Annotated in this window: 11 protein-coding genes; 5 read left to right on the top strand and 6 right to left on the bottom strand. The window is 74.1% G+C overall.

Annotation, left to right across the window (positions count from 1 at the left end; translation table 11 throughout):
* Positions 1–40 precede the first annotated feature (40 nt).
* Both ACMA1D_RS21400 and ACMA1D_RS21395 read right to left on the bottom strand, forming a co-directional pair.
* Entirely contained in the window at positions 41–1522 is a 1482-nt protein-coding gene (locus tag ACMA1D_RS21400) for an MFS transporter (RefSeq protein ID WP_414725617.1), read from the bottom strand.
* Between the two features lie 349 nt (positions 1523–1871).
* Positions 1872–2336, bottom strand: coding sequence for a MarR family transcriptional regulator (locus ACMA1D_RS21395; protein ID WP_349997579.1), 465 nt, complete (start codon positions 2334–2336; stop codon positions 1872–1874).
* A gap of 128 nt (positions 2337–2464) precedes the next feature.
* Between ACMA1D_RS21395 and ACMA1D_RS21390 the strand changes: the two genes are divergently transcribed.
* Positions 2465–2683: a ribbon-helix-helix protein, CopG family gene (locus tag ACMA1D_RS21390; RefSeq protein ID WP_414725616.1), complete on the top strand. Its 219-nt coding sequence runs from the start codon at positions 2465–2467 to the stop codon at positions 2681–2683.
* A gap of 168 nt (positions 2684–2851) precedes the next feature.
* Here the strand turns inward: ACMA1D_RS21390 and ACMA1D_RS21385 are convergent, their stop codons facing one another.
* Entirely contained in the window at positions 2852–4315 is a 1464-nt protein-coding gene (locus ACMA1D_RS21385) for an NCS2 family permease (protein ID WP_414725615.1), read from the bottom strand.
* Positions 4316–4618: 303 nt separating this feature from the next.
* Between ACMA1D_RS21385 and ACMA1D_RS21380 the strand changes: the two genes are divergently transcribed.
* Both ACMA1D_RS21380 and ACMA1D_RS21375 read left to right on the top strand, forming a co-directional pair.
* Positions 4619–4903: a DUF2530 domain-containing protein gene (locus tag ACMA1D_RS21380; protein ID WP_414725614.1), complete on the top strand. Its 285-nt coding sequence runs from the start codon at positions 4619–4621 to the stop codon at positions 4901–4903.
* 364 nt (positions 4904–5267) lie between these two features.
* Complete coding sequence (locus ACMA1D_RS21375) at positions 5268–7820, top strand: cation-translocating P-type ATPase (RefSeq protein ID WP_414725613.1); 2553 nt, start codon at positions 5268–5270, stop codon at positions 7818–7820.
* A 96-nt stretch (positions 7821–7916) separates the two neighbouring features.
* On the opposite strand, the gene ACMA1D_RS21370 is transcribed toward ACMA1D_RS21375, so the two are convergent.
* Positions 7917–8684, bottom strand: a complete 768-nt coding sequence (locus ACMA1D_RS21370; RefSeq protein ID WP_414725612.1) for a calcium-binding protein — start codon at positions 8682–8684, stop codon at positions 7917–7919.
* Between the two features lie 531 nt (positions 8685–9215).
* Between ACMA1D_RS21370 and ACMA1D_RS21365 the strand changes: the two genes are divergently transcribed.
* Positions 9216–10037 (top strand): SAM-dependent methyltransferase, encoded by an 822-nt coding sequence (locus tag ACMA1D_RS21365; RefSeq protein WP_414725611.1) that lies wholly within the window; start codon positions 9216–9218, stop codon positions 10035–10037.
* Between the two features lie 151 nt (positions 10038–10188).
* On the opposite strand, the gene ACMA1D_RS21360 is transcribed toward ACMA1D_RS21365, so the two are convergent.
* Entirely contained in the window at positions 10189–13917 is a 3729-nt protein-coding gene (locus ACMA1D_RS21360) for a molecular chaperone Hsp90 (protein WP_414725623.1), read from the bottom strand.
* 555 nt (positions 13918–14472) lie between these two features.
* On the bottom strand, positions 14473–15477 hold the full coding sequence (locus ACMA1D_RS21355; RefSeq protein WP_414725610.1) for a DUF3027 domain-containing protein: 1005 nt from the start codon (positions 15475–15477) through the stop codon (positions 14473–14475).
* 619 nt (positions 15478–16096) lie between these two features.
* On the opposite strand from ACMA1D_RS21355, the gene ACMA1D_RS21350 reads away from it, so the two are divergent.
* Positions 16097–18013, top strand: coding sequence for an MFS transporter (locus ACMA1D_RS21350; RefSeq protein ID WP_414725609.1), 1917 nt, complete (start codon positions 16097–16099; stop codon positions 18011–18013).
* Positions 18014–18020: the final 7 nt, after the last annotated feature.

Raw genomic sequence — 18020 nt, 5'->3', positions numbered from 1 at the left:
GCCGAGGCGGGGCGCACCGCGGCGGGGCGGCCCAGGCCGATCAGACCGTGGCCCGACCGCCGGCCCCCACCGCCGCCGCTGTCGGGGCTGCCGCCGCTGCCGGGGCTGCCGCCGCTGCCGGCGCCGCTACCGGCGCCTCCGACGTCGGCGGCCCGGCCGGGTCGGCAACAGCCCCCGCAGGCCCCGTGCCACCCGCCGTACGCGGTACCAGCCGCACCCTGCGCTGGCCGCGCCGCAGGTCCACGCGGAGTCGGTGGCCGCCGACGCGTACCAGGACGAGGCCGACCACGACGGCCGCGAGTGCGGAGATCACACCGCCAACGACGAAGCCGATGCGGGCCCCGTACGTGTCGGTGACCCAGCCGATCAGCGGGCCGCCGATCGGGGTGCCGCCGACGAAGACCATCATGTACAGGCTCATCACGCGGCCCCGCATCGCCGGGTCGGTGGCGAGTTGGACGCTGCTGTTCGCGGTGACGTTGAAGGTCAGGCCGAAGACGCCGATCGGCACCATGAGGGCGGCGAAGACCCAGAACGTCGGCGCGAGGCCGGCGGCGACCTCCAGGACGCCGAACAGCAGCGCCGCGCCGACCAGCATCCGCAGCCGCGAGGTGCCGCGGCGGGCGGCGAGCAGCGCGCCGGTCAGCGAACCGGCCGCCATCAACGTGTTCAGCAGGCCGTACGTGCCGGGCCCGGCGTGGAAGACGTCGTCGGCGAAGGCGGTCAGCCAGATGGGGAAGTTGAAGCCGAAGGTGCCGATGAAGCCGACGAGCACGATCGGCCAGAGCAGGTCGGGGCGGGCCGCCACGTAGTGCAGGCCCTCGCGCAGTTGGCCCTTGCCGCGCGGGGCGCGCTCGACGTGGTGCAGTTCGCTGGTGCGCATCAGCAGCAGGCCGATCAGCGGCGCGGTGAAGGACAGCCCGTTGAGCAGGAAGGCCCAGCCGCTGCCGACGGCGGTGATCAGCACACCGGCGACGGCCGGGCCGATGAGGCGCGCGGACTGGAAGTTCGCCGAGTTGAGGCTGACGGCGTTGCGCAGGTCGTCCGGGCCGACCATCTCCATCACGAACGCCTGCCGCGCGGGCGTGTCCACGACGGTGACCATGCCGAGCAGGAACGCGATCAGATAGACGTGCCACACCTGCACGTGGCCGCTGAGCGTCAGGGCGGCGAGCGCGAAGCCGCACAGGCCGAGCGCGGCCTGCGTGAAGAGCAGGATGTTGCGCTTGGGGTAGCGGTCGGCGATGACGCCGCCGTACAGGCCGAAGAGCAGCATCGGCAGGAACTGGAGCGCCGTGGTGATGCCGACGGCGGTGGCGGAGCCGGTGAGCCCGAGCACCAGCCAGTCCTGGGTGATCCGGGACATCCAGGTCCCGGTGTTGGATATGACGGCGCCGCTGGCGAAGAGCCGGTAGTTGCGGATCTTCAGCGAACTGAACGTGCTGCCGCGGCCCGGTGGGGTGGGTTGCGTCGTGGTCGGTTTTGGTGCGGGTGCGGAGTCTGCTCCGGGTCCCGTACTCAAAGCGGCTTCGCCTCCTTTCGTATCGGGGGGCCGTCCGGCGGGGCGGTCCCTGATCGGGTCGTCGGCTGGTGACGTGTGCGTACCTGTGTGTACGCGGCCGTGCCGGTGCGTACGCGTCCGTACGTGTCCTGCGGCGGCGCGGCCCTGGTGGGCCGTGCTCCCCGGTGTCGCGTACGGGCCGGGTCGGCGTCAGTGCGGTCCGGCGGGGGCTGCCGGGGCCGGGTGTTCGCCGGCCCCGGTGTCGCCGGGCGGGGTGGAACTCGGTTGAGCCAGCGGAACCGGTTGAGCCGGTCGAGCCAGCGGGGTCGGTGGGGTCGGGCCGGCGTGCGGTGGCGCACGCCGGGATGGGTCACAGATGGGCGAGCTTCTCCAGGACCGGCGCCGCTGCGCGCAGCGTGGCCCACTCGTCCTCGTCGAGCTGTCCGGCGAGCTCGGCGAGCCAGGCGTTGCGCTTGCGGCGGCTCTCCTCCAGCATCGCCTCCGCCCGCTCCGTCTGGGAGACGACCTTCTGTCGCCGGTCTTCGGGATGTGGTTCCAGCCTGACCAGTCCCTTGGCTTCGAGCAGTGCCACGATGCGGGTCATCGACGGCGGCTGGACGTGCTCCCTGCGGGCGAGCTCGCCCGGGGTGGCCGAACCACAGCGGGCGAGGGTGCCGAGCACCGACATCTCGGTCGGGCTGAGCGACTCGTCGACCCGCCCGCCACGGCCGCCGTCGGCCGTGAGGGGATGGTGCTTGAGGCGCCGGGAGAGGCGCATCACGGCGGATCGCAGTGCGTTCACGGCGGCAGCGTCGTCGCCGGTCAGATCAGGCATGTAGTTAGCGTAACTCATTACACTACCTAACAAAACCCGTTAACGTTTCGCGTCCGAATCACCCATACGAGTGATCTCGCGCCATAAAGCGGACGACCGACGCCCCTCCCCCGGCGACGCTGTTCCGCATGGGATCAAAGGTGCTCAGCCTGCGGATCGACGGGGAGTTGCTGGACCGGATCAGGCAACATGCCGGCAAGCGCGGCATGAGCGTGCAGGAGTACGTCGTCAGGACGCTCGTCCGGGAAGACTTCGACGAACGCTTTCACGCATCCGTGGACGAAACGGCCGCCTTCTACGACGAGCCGGGCGCCCCGTCGACACCGTCGACCGCCGGCCCGCGCTGAACCGCCGCCGCGCGACCGCCCCCGCCCGACCGCCTGCACGTACGGGCCTCTCGCTCGCACCCGCGCGCGTACGAGCGACGCGCACGTACGAGCCACCTGCGCAAACGGGGCCGCGCCCGGCCGGAGAACGGTCGGACGCGGCCCACGAGGTGCGCGGCGGGGCGGGGACTACACGCCCAGCGCCTCCTCGATCGGGTGCAGCAGGAAGTAGACGAGGAAGCACGCGCCGACGACGTTGAGCAGCCAGGGCACCTCGCGCCAGCGGTTGGTGGCGACGCGCAGCAGGATGAAGGCCAGCACGCCGATGCCGATGCCGTTGGTGATGCTGTACGTGAACGGCATCGTGGCCATCGTCAGGAACGCCGGGATGGCGATCGTGACGTCGCTCCAGTCGATCTCGGTGATGTTCGACGCCATGATCAGGAAGCCGACGACCAGCAGCGCGGGCGTCGCCGCCTGCGAGGGGACGACCTTGGCCAGTGGCGTGAAGATCAGCGCGAGCAGGAAGAGGCCGCCGGTCACGATGTTGGCCAGGCCCGTGCGGGCGCCCTCGCCGACGCCGGCCGTGGACTCCACGAAGCAGGTGTTGGCCGACGCGGAGCCGAAGCCGCCGCCGGCGACCGCGACGCCGTCCACCATCAGGATCCGGCCCATGCCGGGGAGCTGGCCCTTCTCGTCGGTGAGGCCGGCCTCTTCGCCGACGCCGATGATGGTGCCCATCGCGTCGAAGAAGCCGGACAGCAGCACGGTGAAGACGAAGAGGCAGCCGGTGAGGACGCCGACCTCGTGGAAGCCGCCGAACAGGCTGATCTCACCGATCAGGCCGAAGTCCGGGGTGTCCACCACCTTGTCCGGCACCTCGGGGACGGCCAGGCCCCAGCTCGCGTCCGGGATGGTGACCAGCGAGTTGATGATGATGGCGACGAAGGCCATCACGGTGATCCCGATCAGGATCGCGCCCCGGGTCTTGCGGACCACCAGCACGAACGTCAGCGCCAGCCCGACCACGAAGATCAGCACCGGCCAGCCCTGGAGCTTGCCCTCGATGCCGAGGCCGAGCGGGACGGTGGTGTGGGCCTTGTCCGGGTTGCGGGTGATGAAGCCGGAGTCGACCAGGCCGATCAGCGAGATGAACAGGCCGATGCCGATCGCGATGGCCCGGCGCAGCCCGCCCGGGATGGCGTCCATGACGCGCTGCCGCAGACCGGAGGCGACCAGGATCATCAGCACCAGACCGGCGAGCACCACCATGCCCATCGCGTCGGGCCAGCTCATCTTGGGGGCGAGCTGGAGCGAGACGACGGCGTTGATGCCGAGGCCGGCGGCGATGGCGATCGGCACGTTGCCGATGACGCCCATCAGCAACGTGGTGAGCCCGGCCATCAGCGCCGTCGCCGTGACGAGCTGCGCGTTGTCCAGGTAGTGCTCGTACTTGTCGTGGCTTGAGCCCAGGATGATCGGGTTCAGCACGATGATGTACGCCATCGCGAAGAAGGTCGCCAGCCCGCCGCGGACCTCGCGGGCGATGGTCGAGCCCCGCTGGGAGATCTGGAAGAACCGGTCGACGGCGTTGCGCGAGGCGGGTGGGGGCGGCTGCTCGGCGTCCGCCGCAGCGGTGTCCGGGGAAGACATGCGGGACCTCAGTCGTACGGGCCTGGGGGAAGGCGGGGCGGGGGTGGCACCGGGGGGACGTGGTGGGCCGTCCTGGCGACGACCGACGCGCGACCGACGGTCCGTACCGACGGCTGCGCGCCCACCCGTACTCGGATGTTCCTACGAGTAAGACCGGACGAAACCGGACCGTTGCAGTATGAACAAACAAGGAGAAGATTGCTATCTCCGCGCGTAGACCGGTATAGATCCGGATCTCCCACGGCCACCGCCCGGCGCCGGGTGCCGCCGGGTGCCGTCCGGGCGACGGACTAGGCTGGCCGCATGAAGAAGTGGACACCGCTGCACGAGGCGCCCGAGCCGCTAGAGGGCAACGTCGTCGCCACCATCACCGGCGGCACGGTGATCTGGTTCGTCCTCTTCCTCGTCCAGCTCCCGTTCTACGGCTGGTTCGACGACCACGGGCACCTGTGGTGGCTGTGGGCCCCGCTGGCCGGCGGCGGGCTCGGGCTGATCGGCATCTGGTACGTGCGCAAGCGCGACGAGGCGATCCGACGGGCGGCTGCGGCCCGGGCGGCGGACGGCGCAGAGCCGGCCCACCCCGCGTGACCCGCGCGCCGGGGCACGCCCCGGTACGCCACCGCCGCACACCGCCACCCCGCACCGCCGTCGCCGGTCGGCCCGCCGTCCCCGGTCCCACCTGCCGCTCCCCGCCCCGCCAGCCGTTACGAGGCCCGCGCGGACCGTCACCCCGACATCGCCGGGGGCCCACCGACAGCCGGCCGCAACACCCCCACACCGGCCCCGAACCCGCAGGTCAGCCCGGTGCCGGCGACGGTCGTCACGCGGCGGCGGACGCAGTGGAGGGCCGTCGGGTTGCTGCGGAGGTGTGGAGATTCGTTGAGAGAACTACCACCGCCTCTTGGGGCGAATTCAAGGGGTGCCCGCCGGCTCCGCCCCGTACCGTCGAGACATGACCTATCGGGCTGAGACCGCAGTCGACGAACCTGATCCGGACGGCGGCGCGGCCTCCGCACTCACCCAGACGGCGGCACGCGCGCCGGGGCACCCCGGGCTGAGCACGGCCGAGGTCGCGGAGCGCGTCAGCCGGGGCGAGGTCAACGACGTCCCGGTGCGCTCCTCGCGCTCCACCGCCGAGATCGTCCGGGCCAATGTCTTCACCCGGTTCAACGCGATCATCGGCATCCTCTTCGTGATCATGCTGGCCGTGGCGCCGATCCAGGACGCGCTGTTCGGCTTCGTGATCGTGGCCAACACCGCGATCGGCATCATCCAGGAGTTGCGCGCCAAGAAGACCCTGGACAGCCTCGCGGTCATCGGCGAGGCCAAGCCGACCGTGCGCCGGGACGGGGTGGCGGCCGAGGTCCCGGTCGGCGAGATCGTCCTCGGCGACCTGGTCGAGCTCGGCCCCGGCGACAAGGTCGTGGTCGACGGCGAGGTGGTGGAGGCCGACGGCCTGGAGATCGACGAGTCCCTGCTGACCGGCGAGGCCGACCCGGTGCTCAAGCGGCCCGGCGACCCGGTGATGTCCGGCTCCTTCGTGGTCGCCGGCGGCGGCGCCTTCACGGCCACCAAGGTCGGCCGGGAGGCGTACGCGGTGCAGCTCGCCGAGGAGGCGTCGCGCTTCACGCTGGTCCACTCCGAGCTGCGCAGCGGCATCAGCCAGATCCTGAAGTACGTGACCTGGATGATGATCCCGACCGCGATCGGCCTGGTCATCAGCCAGAGCGTGGTGGAGAACCACGACTGGCGCGAGGCCGTGCGGCGGATGGTCGGCGGCATCGTGCCGATGGTGCCCGAGGGGCTGGTGCTGCTGACCTCGGTGGCCTTCGCGATCGGCGTCATCCGGCTGGGCCGCAAGCAGTGCCTGGTGCAGGAGCTGCCGGCGATCGAGGGCCTGGCCCGGGTCGACGTGGTCTGCCTGGACAAGACCGGCACCCTCACCGAGGGCGGCATGGACGTCACGGAGCTGCGCCTGCTGGACGGCGGTGCCGGCGGCGTCGGCGGCGCTGGTGAGGCCGGCGGGGCGGTTGGGGCTGACGGTTCAGGGGCTGACGGGTCGGGCGCCGACGGCAGGTCGGAGGCAGGGGCAGACCGGGCCGGCGGGCCCGGCGACGAGGCGTACGTACGGCAGGTGCTCGGCGCGCTCGGTGCCTCCGATCCGCGGCCCAACGCCAGCCTCCAGGCGCTCATCGACGCCTACCCGGCGCCGGACGGCTGGAACTGCACCGCCGCGCTGCCGTTCTCCTCGGCCCGCAAGTACAGCGGCGCCACGCTCACCGGCCCTGACGGGGCGGCGGGCGGTTGGCTGCTCGGCGCGCCCGACGTGCTGCTGCCCGCCGGCGATCCGGCGCTCGCGGAGATCGAGGAGCTCAACACGCAGGGCCTGCGGGTGCTGCTGCTGGCCCGTACCGAGCGGGAGCTGGACGATCAGCGGGTGGCCGAGGGCGTCGAGCCGGTCGCACTGGTCGTCCTGGAGCAGCGGCTGCGCCCGGACGCCGCCGAGACGTTGCAGTACTTCGCGGACCAGAACGTCGCCGCGAAGGTCATCTCCGGCGACAACGCGGTCTCGGTCGGCGCGGTGGCCGGCAAGCTCGGGCTGCCGGGCGCCGAGCACACCGTGGACGCCCGCCAGTTGCCCGCCGACCGGGAGGAGATGGCCGCCGCCCTGGAGGAGGGCGCGGTCTTCGGCCGGGTCACCCCGCAGCAGAAGCGGGACATGGTGGGCGCGCTCCAGTCGCGCGGCCACAACGTGGCGATGACCGGCGACGGCGTCAACGACGTGCTGGCGCTCAAGGACGCGGACATCGGCGTGTCGATGGGCTCGGGTTCGGAGGCCACCCGCGCGGTCGCCCAGATCGTGCTGCTCAACAACAGCTTCTCGACGCTGCCGTCGGTGGTCGCCGAGGGCCGCCGGGTGATCGGCAACATCGAGCGGGTCGCCAACCTGTTCCTGGTCAAGACCGTGTACTCGGTGCTGCTGGCGATGCTGGTGGTCTGCTCGCAGGTGTCCTACCCCTTCCTGCCCCGCCATCTGACGCTGCTGTCCACGCTGACCATCGGCGTGCCGGCGTTCTTCCTGGCGCTGGCGCCGAACAAGGAGCGGGCGAGGCCGCACTTCGTACGGCGCGTCATGCGGTACTCGATCCCGGCCGGGGTGATCGCGGCCGTCGCCACTTTCGCCACCTATCTGATCGCCCGGCACGTCTACACCGGCGACGGGGCGCGGGACGCGGAGACCAGTGCGGCGACGCTGACGCTGTTCCTGATCTCGATGTGGGTGCTGGCGATCGTCGCCCGGCCGTACACCTGGTGGCGGATCGGGCTGGTCCTGACGATGGCGCTGGGCTTTGTGATCGTGCTGGTCACGCCGTGGTTGCAGGACTTCTTCGCGCTCAAGCTGGTGGGCACGTCGATGCCGTGGACCGCGGTCGGCATCGCCGCTGCGGCCTCCGTGCTGCTTGAGGTGGCCTGGCGCTGGGTGGCCAAGCGCTTCCCGGCGTAACGCGCCGGCGCGGTCCGCTGGGCGGCGAGCGAAACGGACGAGCGGGCCCGCGCCTGGTGGTGGCGCGGGCCCGCTCGCTGTCTGCTGCCGGTCGGACTACTTCACGTCGACGAAGTCCACGCCGGAGGCGACCGCGGCGTGGCTGCTGTAGCCGGCGAAGTTCCAGCGCCAGTCGCCGTCGACCGACGCCTTGAGCGTGGTCTTCAGGTCGCCGCTCTTGCTGGTCTTGACCGTCTTGACGGTCGTGAAGGACTTGGCGCCCTTCTTGCGGAACTCCAGCTTGACCGACTGGTTGCCGTGCGCGACCCACTTGTTGTCGCCGAAGACGTCCCAGTGGGCGCGGGTCAGCTTGCCCGTGACGGTGAGCGTCTTGCCCTTCTTGACCGGCTCGGGCGAGGCGTTGACGGTGAGCTTGCCCTCGCGCTGGAGCTTGAAGGAGCCGGCCTTCTCGGTGGTGTAGAAGTCACCGTCCTTGGCGTCCACCCAGGTGTCCACGTACCAGACGCCGGCCAGGGCGTTGGTGTACAGGTCCACCCGCGGGTCGACGGTGAAGGTGGCGGTGCAGGTCGCGGCCTTGCCGGCCGGGGTGCACTTGACGGCCTTGGTCGGCTGGAAGAAGCCGGATGACGGGCCCTGGATGTTGATGTCGGCCCGCTTGATGCCCGAGTTGTCCTGGGCCGTGACGGCGACCGTGAAGGTCTTGGCGCCGCTCGTGCCGATCACGACGTTCTTGCCGCCGTTGACGACCACCTTGGTGATCTTGGTGTCGCCCGAGCCGCTCGCATGTGCTGACGTCGCCGTCAGCCCCGTCAGCGCGGTGATCCCGGCGACGGCGAATACGGCCAAAGATGCGCGTGTACGCATTCAATCCCCCATACGATGAAAAGGGCTCCGTCACATCCCATGATGTGACGGAGTCCGACGGAAGCGACTGTACGTATTTCACCGGTCATCCACAACTCTTTCCGGAGGCCCACCAGTTGGTCACCCGGGAGCGGCCGGACGGCCGGTCGTGGCGGGGGGTCGGCGACGGCGTCCGGGGCCGCACTTCGGGCGGCGCGCCGGCGGTGTCGCACCCGCGTCCTGGCGGCGCTTCGAGTGGCAGCCGCGAGGTCCGTGCAGCTCGGGGCGGTGTCGGCGGATGCGGAGGGTGACGCTCCGCCAATTCCCCGGTGGGACTTGGCGAGGGGACCGCGCCGCCTTCCGGAGCCCGGACGCCCCGCCGGTACGGGCCGCCGCCGGGCCGCGGGGTGGCCGCTGGGGCGCCACGGGCCCTCCCCCGTAACGCCCGCGGGGCGGCCACGTAGGGTGAGCGTCCAGTGAGTTCGTCCGCCCAACTCCGCAACCGTACGCGGGGAATCGGCGGGCGGCCTGGCCTACGGGGGTTCAGCGCAGATGACGGGATATCGCTTCCGGTCCGAGGACATCGACACCAGCCGGCCGCACTCGGCCCGGATGTACGACTACTTCCTGGGTGGCAAGACGCACTACGCGGCGGACGTCCAGGCCGCCGAGCAGGTGCTCTCGGTGTGGCCGCGGGCCAAGGTGTGGGCCAGGGCCAACCGTTCCTTCATGCACAGGTCCACGCACTGGCTGGCGGCCGAGGCCGGCATCCGCCAGTTCCTCGACATCGGCAGCGGACTGCCGACGGAACCCAACCTGCACCAGGTGGCGCAGCGCGCCGCGGCCGACGCCCGGGTCGTCTACGTCGACCACGACCCGATCGTGCTCACCTACGCCGACGCGCTGCTGCACAGTTCCCCGGCCGGGCGGGCGACGTACCTGCACGCCGACGTGTTGCGCCCGGAGACGATCTTCGAGGCGCCCGCGCTGCACGACACGCTCGACCTGAGCCGGCCCGTCGCCCTGTCGCTCAATGCGCTGCTGCACTTCGTACCGGCCGAGCAGGGCCCGTACGAGCTGGTCAGCCATCTGGTGGCGCAGCTCGCGCCGGGCAGCTACCTGGCCCTGTCGCACGGCGCGCCCGACGAGGACCCGGCCGTCACCGCCCGCGTCACCGAGCTCTACCGCAGCAGCGGCATCACGGTCGTCGGCCGCACCCGGGACGAGGTGGCCCGCTTCTTCGACGGTCTTGAGCAGGTCGAGCCGGGCGTCACCATGATCTCGGCGTGGAAGCCCGAGATCGAGCAGCCGCTGACGGAGGTCACCGGCGCGGACGTGGCGCTGTTCGCGGGGGTGGGACGCAAGGTGGGGTGAGGGGCGCCGCGCCTCGGGGCCCGGCGGGGCCGGCCGGTAGGCACGGCGCCCCGCACCCACCGCCCCGGGCCCACCGCCGCGGGCCCGGCGGGGCCGGGGCCGACCCGGGCGCCACGGCAACCACCGCAGCCGCGCCGGGCCCGCCCCGCCCTCAGCGCGTCCCGTCGAACCAGCGGGAGCGGGCCAACTCCTCCGTGCGGGTCGGGTCTTCGAGGAGGGCCGCCACCTCGAAGCGGCGTTCCCACTGGCCGGCCGCCCAGCTCAGACCGGCCGCCACGCCCTCGACGGTGGCCGCGTGCAGGGTGCCGTCCACGTACCGCCAGTCCAGCTCGGCCCGGCCGGCGCCGCCCGCCGCGGCCTTCGCGTCGCGTTCGACCAGCAGCTCCTCGTGCTCCACGTACGTGCGCGGCGCGCCGGGCAGCAGTTCCCGTACCGCGGCCGTCACCTCGTGGTCCTCGCCGTGCGAGACGACCGGGGCGGGATACGCCTCGCTCAGCCGGCGGACCTGGAGCAGGTCGGCCAGCTCCGCCGCGCGGTGCGGTGGTACGGGCAGCAGCGGCAGCCCGTCGGCCATGGCCAGCGGGAGCAGGTCGGGCGCGTCGGCGACGAGCGCTTCGGCCGCGTCGACCACCTCCACCACGTAGCCGGGCTCGCCGCCGGCCGCGTCGGCGCCCTCGTACGTCACCGCGCACAGCTCGTCGGGGAGCGTGACGTCCTCGGGTACGAGCGGTGCCAGCGCGCCGTACAGGCCGCGGAGTTGGGCCGGGGTCACCTCGCTGGCCTCGTCGGCGAGGCGGGCCAGGAGTTCGGCCGCCCCGCCCGGCTCCTCCAGGAGGGCGGCGGCCGAGGTGCGCACCCCGAGCGCGCGCAGCACCTGGGCGTCCACGTCGGCGGTGTCGGCCGCCTCGTACAGGCCGGCGAGCAGCGGATCGCCGCCGGCGGCGCGCAGCCCGGCCGGGCGCCGGCCGTCGAGCACCGGGTGGTCGCGCAGCCACCACGCCGTGTACGGCCGTACGGTCTCGGTCGTGCCGCCGGGCAGCAGCACCCGCACGGGCGTGGTGAGCGCGTCGCGCAGCGGCGGCCGGGAGAGCATGGCCAGCGCCAGCGGCCAGGCGTCGTCGTCGACCAGGTCCAGATCGCGCACGGCGACGATCTCGGTGGCCACCGGCGGCACCGGGCTCTCCTCCAGCGCGTCGAGCAGGTCCTCGCACCACACGTCGACCGCGTCCAGCAGGCCCACGTCGTCGGGGTCGGGGAAGTCGCCGTCGCGGGGTTCGAGCTCGTCCGGGTCGAGCACCACGTCGGTGGCGCGGATCAGCGTGAAGCCGGCGAGCACGCCCACCGCGGCGAGCGTCTCCTCGCCCCAGCGGTCGGCGAGGTCCGCGTCGCAGGCGGCGAGTTCGCCGGGGCGGATGACGCGTTCGAAGTCGCTGCCGGGGACGACCAGGTCGGCGGCGATGGCGAGTTCGCCGTCCTCGTCGGGGAGGGCGAGCGCGCCGAGCCAGGGCTCGTCGCCGGGGGCGAGCCGGGCGTCGCGCACCAGCGCGAGCACCGTCTCGGCCAGCGCGTCGGCGTCCAGCGGGCCGCCCGGCGCGTCCTCGTCGAGCAGCGGGTCGAACTCCTCGGCGGCGTCCAGCGAGGCGGCGACCGCGGCCCGCACCTGCGGCGTGGTCAGCACCGCGCGCGGCGTCGCGGGCGTGGCGCCCAGCTTCTCCAGGAGCGGGTGGACGGCGTCGGGGTGGGCGACCTTCAGGCCGAGCCTGGCGAGCGTGCGGTGCTGGCGGGCGGTGGCGTCGGCGGGCTCCGCGGCGTCGGTGCCGGGTCCGGCCGCGGCCGGTTCGGCAGTGGCCGTCTCCGCGGCGGCCGGTTCGCCCGCGGGCAGCCCTTCCGCGCCCCACGGGTCGCCGGCCGCCGCGCCACCGGCCGTGAGGTCGCCACCGGCCGTGAGGTCGCCACCGGCCGTGAGGTCGGTGCCGGCCGTGAGGTCGGTGCCGACGCCGTCCGGCAGCGGCAGCAACACCTGGCGCGGGCCGATGGTGGTGCGCACCGTGCCGCCGTCGTCGCCGCGCCACCGGCCGCCCTGCTGGTCGGTGCCGGCCAGCGGCACCGGAAGGCCGGTCAGCAGCTCGGGGTCGGTGCCGGCCAGCGCGTCGTAGAGCCGGCGCCACCAGGTGGGTCGGCGTTCGGCGCCGGCCAGCCGCTCGATCATCTCGCCGAGCGGCACCCGCTGCACGCCGAGCGCCCGCAGTTCGGCCCGCCGCTCAAGCCCGGCCGGCAGCAACTGCGGGAAGAGCTCGGAGAGCACCCGTACGGTCTCGGTGCCGGCGCCCTCAAGCAGCTCCGCGTCCACCGGCCGCAGCACACCGGGCGCCCGGTGGTCATCGGGCTCGGCGTACGGCTCGGCGTACGGGTCGCCGGCGGGTGCCGGCCGCTGCTCGGCGGCCGGCTGCTCCGCCCCGTACGCCGTGGCCGCGCTGGGCAGGAAGGGGACGCGCGGCAGCCGGTCCAGGACCAGCCCGCGCAGCGCACCGTCCAGCTCGCCCTTGCCGAACGGCCCGGGCACCAGGTCCAGGGTGCCGACCGTCACCGGCTGCCAGTCGCCGAGCAGCGTCGCGTACGCCTCCGCCGACCTGGCCAGCAGGAAGTCGGTGAGCGGGCCGGGCGCGACCCGGCGGCGGGTGGGCTCCAGCGGGAAGGAGGCGATGAGCAGCGCGGGCAGGCCGAGCGGCTCGTCGGTGGGGGTCGGCGCGTGCAGCACCGACGCGGCGACCCCGCGGCCGGCCGGCGCCACGCCCGGCACGCCCGTGTCGGCCAGGTCGGCGCCGAGCCCGGGCAGCGTGGAGTCGCCGAGCCGTACCGGCGCGCCGGCCGCGTCCACCGGAACGGCCCAGGTCACCGACCAGGTCGGGCGCAGCCGCTCCTCGATCGGGCGGTCGGCGAGCAGGTCGGCGGTGAGCGCGCCGCCGGCGGTGGTGACCCGCCAGCGGCTGGCGCCGCCCTCGTGCGCGCTGTCCTCGATGACCACGTAGGGGCCGTCCTGCCGGCGGCGCAGCGTACGGACCCCGGCGGGGGTCTCCACCACGACCTCGGCCAGGCCGTCCAGGGTGAGCAGCAGGGAGGCGTCGATGCCGGCGATGAGCTGCCGGGTCAGGTCCTCGGCGGCGCCGTCGCGCAGCGGGAGCACCACGACGGTGTCGTAGCCCTCGGGGGCGCTGCCCTCGGCGGGCAGCGGCAGCCGCAGCAGCGGCACGTGGCCGTCGCGCCGGCGGACCTCGTCGGCCAGGCCCGGGCTGTGCTCGGCCGCCCGGGCGGTCAGCTCCCGGGCCTCGGCCAGCGACCAGCGCACGCCGCCGGTGCGGCCGACGATGGCGGGCTCGTCGCTGACGGCGAGCACCGCGGCGAAGCCGACGCCGAACCGGCCGACGGACGCGCCGGCGGGTGCGGCGGCTTCCGGTGCGGCGGCTTCCGGCGTGGTGCCGTCCGGGGCGGTGCCGGGGGCCGCCGTGGCGGCCTGTGTGTCGCGCTTGGCGGAGGCGCGGAGCGTGGCGAGGGATTCGGCGCCCGCGGCGTCGAGCGGGACGCCGTTGTTGGCGACGGCGAGCACGGGCCGGTCGGTGCCGTCGCCCGCGCCCGGCAGCGTGCCAGCGCCGTGCAGGGTCAGCCGGAGCCGGCCCGGCACGCCGGCGCGGGCGGCTGCGTCGGCGGCGTTCTGGGCGAGTTCGATGATCAGCCGGTCGCGGTAGCCGCCGAGCGCGAGGTCCTCCTCGGCGTTGGCGTCCTCGCGGAAGCGGGCGGGCGATGCGGCCCAAGCGTCCAGTACGCCGCGCCGCAGCCGCCCGGTATCGAACGGGTCCGCGTCCCCCGTCGCGCCGCGCACCATCGCCGTGCTGCTGCTCACGTCTCGTCTCCCCTGTCCTGGTCCGGGGGCGCCCCGCACGCGCGGTGCGCACGGCCTGCCCCCGGTGAACGTCCTGCGGTGAACGTACCGCCAACGCCCCCCACCGCCCGACTCCCCCCGCCCCCCGGTCGAACACCGCAGGTGGGACGGCCCGGGACGGCCCGAAGGGCAGCATGTGCGCGGCGCGCCGGGAGCGGGTGGGCCCGGGGTTGCGAGACGGGGGTTGCGAGGGCTCGCGACGGGCGGGCAGCCGGTACGGGCGTACGCGACGGGCTGGGGCGGTGCGTACGCAGCGGGTGCCTTGGGTGTGCGGCGGGTGCGCGTGCCTTGCGGCGCGGGTGGCTCGCGGCGCGCGTGGGTGGGAGCACGCGTGGGTGGGGTGGGTCCGGGGCCCGGTCCCGTCGGCGCGCCGGCCGGGATCAGCGGGTCAGGCCGCACGGCGACGGGCCAGCCCCGCCAGCCGGCAGGCCGGGCCCGTCGCCGGGGCACGCACGTCGGCAGGCCGGGCCGGTCGGCAGGACCGGGCCCGGCCGCGACTCAGGAGTGGCCGAGTTCTTCCGCTGGGGTGTCGAGTTCGACGGAGCCGCCGGTGTGGTCGGGGCGCAGCGGCAGCGGGTCGACGACCGTTTCGTCGATGACCGGCGGGGCCGGCCGGGGCGGCTTCGGCATGACGGCCGCCTCGGAGTGGCCGCCGCAGCCGTAGCCGAGGGAGACCACGTGGCCGTCAGCCGGGCCGAACTCATTGGCGCACACCCCGAACGCCTGCCGCAGCGAACCGGCCAGCGGCATCAGGAAACCGCAGGTCATGCAGGATGCGGGGGCCGCCTGTGCCATCGGGGTCTTCGCCCCGTACGCCTCGTCCCAGCGGTCGGCCGCCACGTGCAGGCCGTACCGCGAGAGCACCCGGGCCCGGCCGAGGCCGAGTTCGTCGGCGACCGCGGGGAGCGAGCCGGTGACGGGCAGTTCGGCGCCGTTGCCCCCTGCGGACGGTGCTGGGGCCGCCGGGGAGCCTGCCGTCAGGTCGGCGTCCTCGGCGTCGGCGCGCTCGGCGAGTTCGCCGGCCACCGCGGGCCGGCCGGCGGCGGGCGCGGCGTCGGCGGCCGGGGCGACCGCGCGCAGCGGCGAGGTCTCATCGGCCAGGACGGAGTTGGGCGGCGGGGCGTCCTCGCCGCTGAACCCGGGCTCAAGGCGCAGGTCGTCGGCCTCGGTCGGCAGCAGGTCGCCCGGGCCCATGTCGCCCGGGCGCAGCCGCTCGCTCCACGGCACCCACTCCGGTGCGAGCAGCGCCTCGGGGCCCGGCAGCAGGACCGTCTCGTCGAGCGTGACGACCTTGGCGCGGGAGGCGCGGGCGACCGTCACCGCCCAGCGCCAGCCCCGGTAACCGGGTTCCGCGCACTCGAAGAAGTGGGTGACGACGCGGTCGCCGTCGGCCACCGCGGACACGTGCTCACCGACGGGGCCGGGGAACGCCGCCTCCTCCGCCGCCACTCGGGCAAGATCGACCGCCTCGGCGCACAAGCGGTCCGGGGTACGGCTTCGCATCGCAGCACTCACAAGAATCGATTCTCTCCTACGCCGTCTCACGAGCGCGCCGGCCAAGCGGCCGGGACAGCGGACGGAGCGGACCCGGGGACCGCGTCGACGTCCGCGCCCGAACGGCCTCGGACGCACCCAGTACGTCCCATTCTGCGGGATGCTCACCCGGTGCGTGGCCAAGAACGACCGCCAGTGGCGCGTAAGGCACGCTACCTTGTCGGACCGCGCCACCCCTACCCCGCCTCGGCCGCACCGCGTCCGTGCGCCGCGCCACGCACCCCGCGCGCGCCCGCGCCAACCCCCGTCCGACGGCCGCCGCTCGCCGCCACGGGCCGGGCGCCCCTTGGCCCCCGCCGGGCCGCGCGGGGGTTCACACCCTGCTCCGCACCCGGCGCCCGGCGCGTGCCGCGCGTCCCCGTGACCCGGTGGCCCACATTCCGGTGCCCCGTAACCCACCGTCGCCGCGCCCCCGACAGCCCGTGTCCAGCGAGCCTCGGGTGCCGCCGGCTGCCGGTCCGGGGGCGGGCCGTGGCGGGCCCGGGGCGGTCGTGGGGTGTGAAGGAAACGCGGCGGAGAAGCGGCGGAAAGTCGCGTAGCGGGTCCATCTTGGGTAGACGATGTCGTGGTGAGAGGCACGAGGTTCGCCGCGGGCGACCCGGTCGGCAGGTCGGGGCGCTCGTTCGGTCGCGCGTTGCGCCGCCCGTTCGCGAGCACGGCCCGCGGCGTGCGGCGCATCACTCATGCCCACGGGGCCGGCGAGTCCGGGCTCGGCAAGCTCATCGAACTGCACGCGGTGAACTCCGCCGGCGACATGATGATCACGGTCGCCCTCGCCTCCACCGTGTTCTTCTCCGTCCCCACCGACGAGGCCCGCGGCCGGGTGGCCCTGTACCTGGCCATCACGCTCGCCCCGTTCGCACTGCTGGCCCCGGTGATCGGGCCGCTCCTGGACCGGGTGCCGCACGGCCGGCGCGCGGCGATGGCCGCCGCGATGCTCACCCGGGCCCTGCTGGCGCTGACGATGGCCCACGTGGTGGCGGGCGGCGGCCTTGAGCTGTATCCGGCGGCGCTCGGCGTGCTGGTGGCGTCCAAGGCGTACGGGGTGGTGCGGTCCGCGGTCGTGCCGCGGCTGCTGCCGCCGCGCTTCTCGCTGGTCAAGGCGAACTCGCGGGTGACGCTCGGCGGGTTGCTGGCGACCGGCCTCGCGGCGCCGATCGGGGCCGGGCTGCACCAGATCGGGCCGTCCTGGCCGCTGTACGGGGCGTGTGCGGTCTTCACGCTCGGCACCATGTTGTGCTTCACGCTGCCGCACAAGGTCGACTCGGCGAAGGGCGAGGCACGGGCCCACGTCATCGCCCACCCGCCGCACCTGCGGCCCCACGGCCACACCGACGGCGCCCGCGACACCGACGCCTCGCCCGTACGGGACGCGCCACGCCCTGCCGTTGGCGGGGCCGCTGAAGCCGTGGAAGCTGCGGAAGCTGTGAGCCCCGCGGAAGCCGTGGAAGCTGCGGGCACCGCGGAAGCCGTGGAGGGGGCCGTCGAGCCGGCCGCCGTCGCGGTCACCCAGCCGAGCCGGCCCAGCCAGGCCGCGGGCGCTGGCGCGGGTTCAGCCACGGGCGCGGGTACAGCGGGTTCAAGCACCGGCGCGGGCCCGGCCACCGGCGCTGGTTCCGGCGCAGCCGCGCCACGTACCGAAGTCGACCAACCCTCCGCGACCCACCAACGGGCCGGCGCCGACCAACCCACCGTCCCCGGGCATCCCACCGAGCCCGACCAACCCACCGCCCCCGAGCCGCCCACCGAAGCGGGCCGACCCACCGGAGCCGAGCCGGCCACCTCCACCCCCGGGCAACCCGCGACGGCCGGGGCGACCTCCGGAGCGCACCAGGTCATGGCGTACGACGCGCGGGCCGGTGCGTGGGACGAGGAGCCGGTGAAGCGGCCCGGGCTGCGGAACGTCGGTTCGTCCGTGCTCTACGCCTGGCCCGCCAACGCCACCATGCGGACGCTCTCCGGGTTCCTCACCCTCTTCCTGGCCTTCATGTTGCGCGAGCACCCGTTGAACGGGCTGAGCCCCGAACTGTCGCTGGGCATCGTGGCCGTCTCGGCGGGCGCCGGCAACGCGCTGGGCACCGCGATCGGCGCCGGGCTGCGCGCCCGCGGGCCCGAGCTGATCATCGTCGCGGTGCTCACCACGGCGCTCGGCACGGCGATCACCGCGGCCGTGCTCTACAGCCAGCTCGCGGTCGCCGCGCTGGCCGCCGTCGCCGGTCTCTCGCAGGCGCTCAGCAAGCTCTCGCTGGACGCGCTGATCCAGCGGGACGTGCCGGAGAACGTGCGGACCTCCGCGTTCGCCCGCTCCGAGACCGCGCTCCAGATGTCGTGGGTGGTCGGCGGGGCCGTCGGCATCGCGCTGCCGCTGAACAGCGTGGCCGGCATGTCGGTGGCGGTCTGCATCCTGTCGCTCGGCTGGCTCGGCACCGTGCGCGGGTTGCTCGCCTCCGCCAGGCGCGGCACGCCGCACCCGCGCGTGGCTTGATCCGCGC

This window comes from Streptomyces sp. 796.1 (genome assembly GCF_047525675.1).
In the GTDB taxonomy this organism is placed as follows: domain Bacteria; phylum Actinomycetota; class Actinomycetes; order Streptomycetales; family Streptomycetaceae; genus Streptomyces.
Note: the sequence above shows the minus strand (reverse complement) of the source record. Positions and strands in the feature narration are given on the sequence as shown.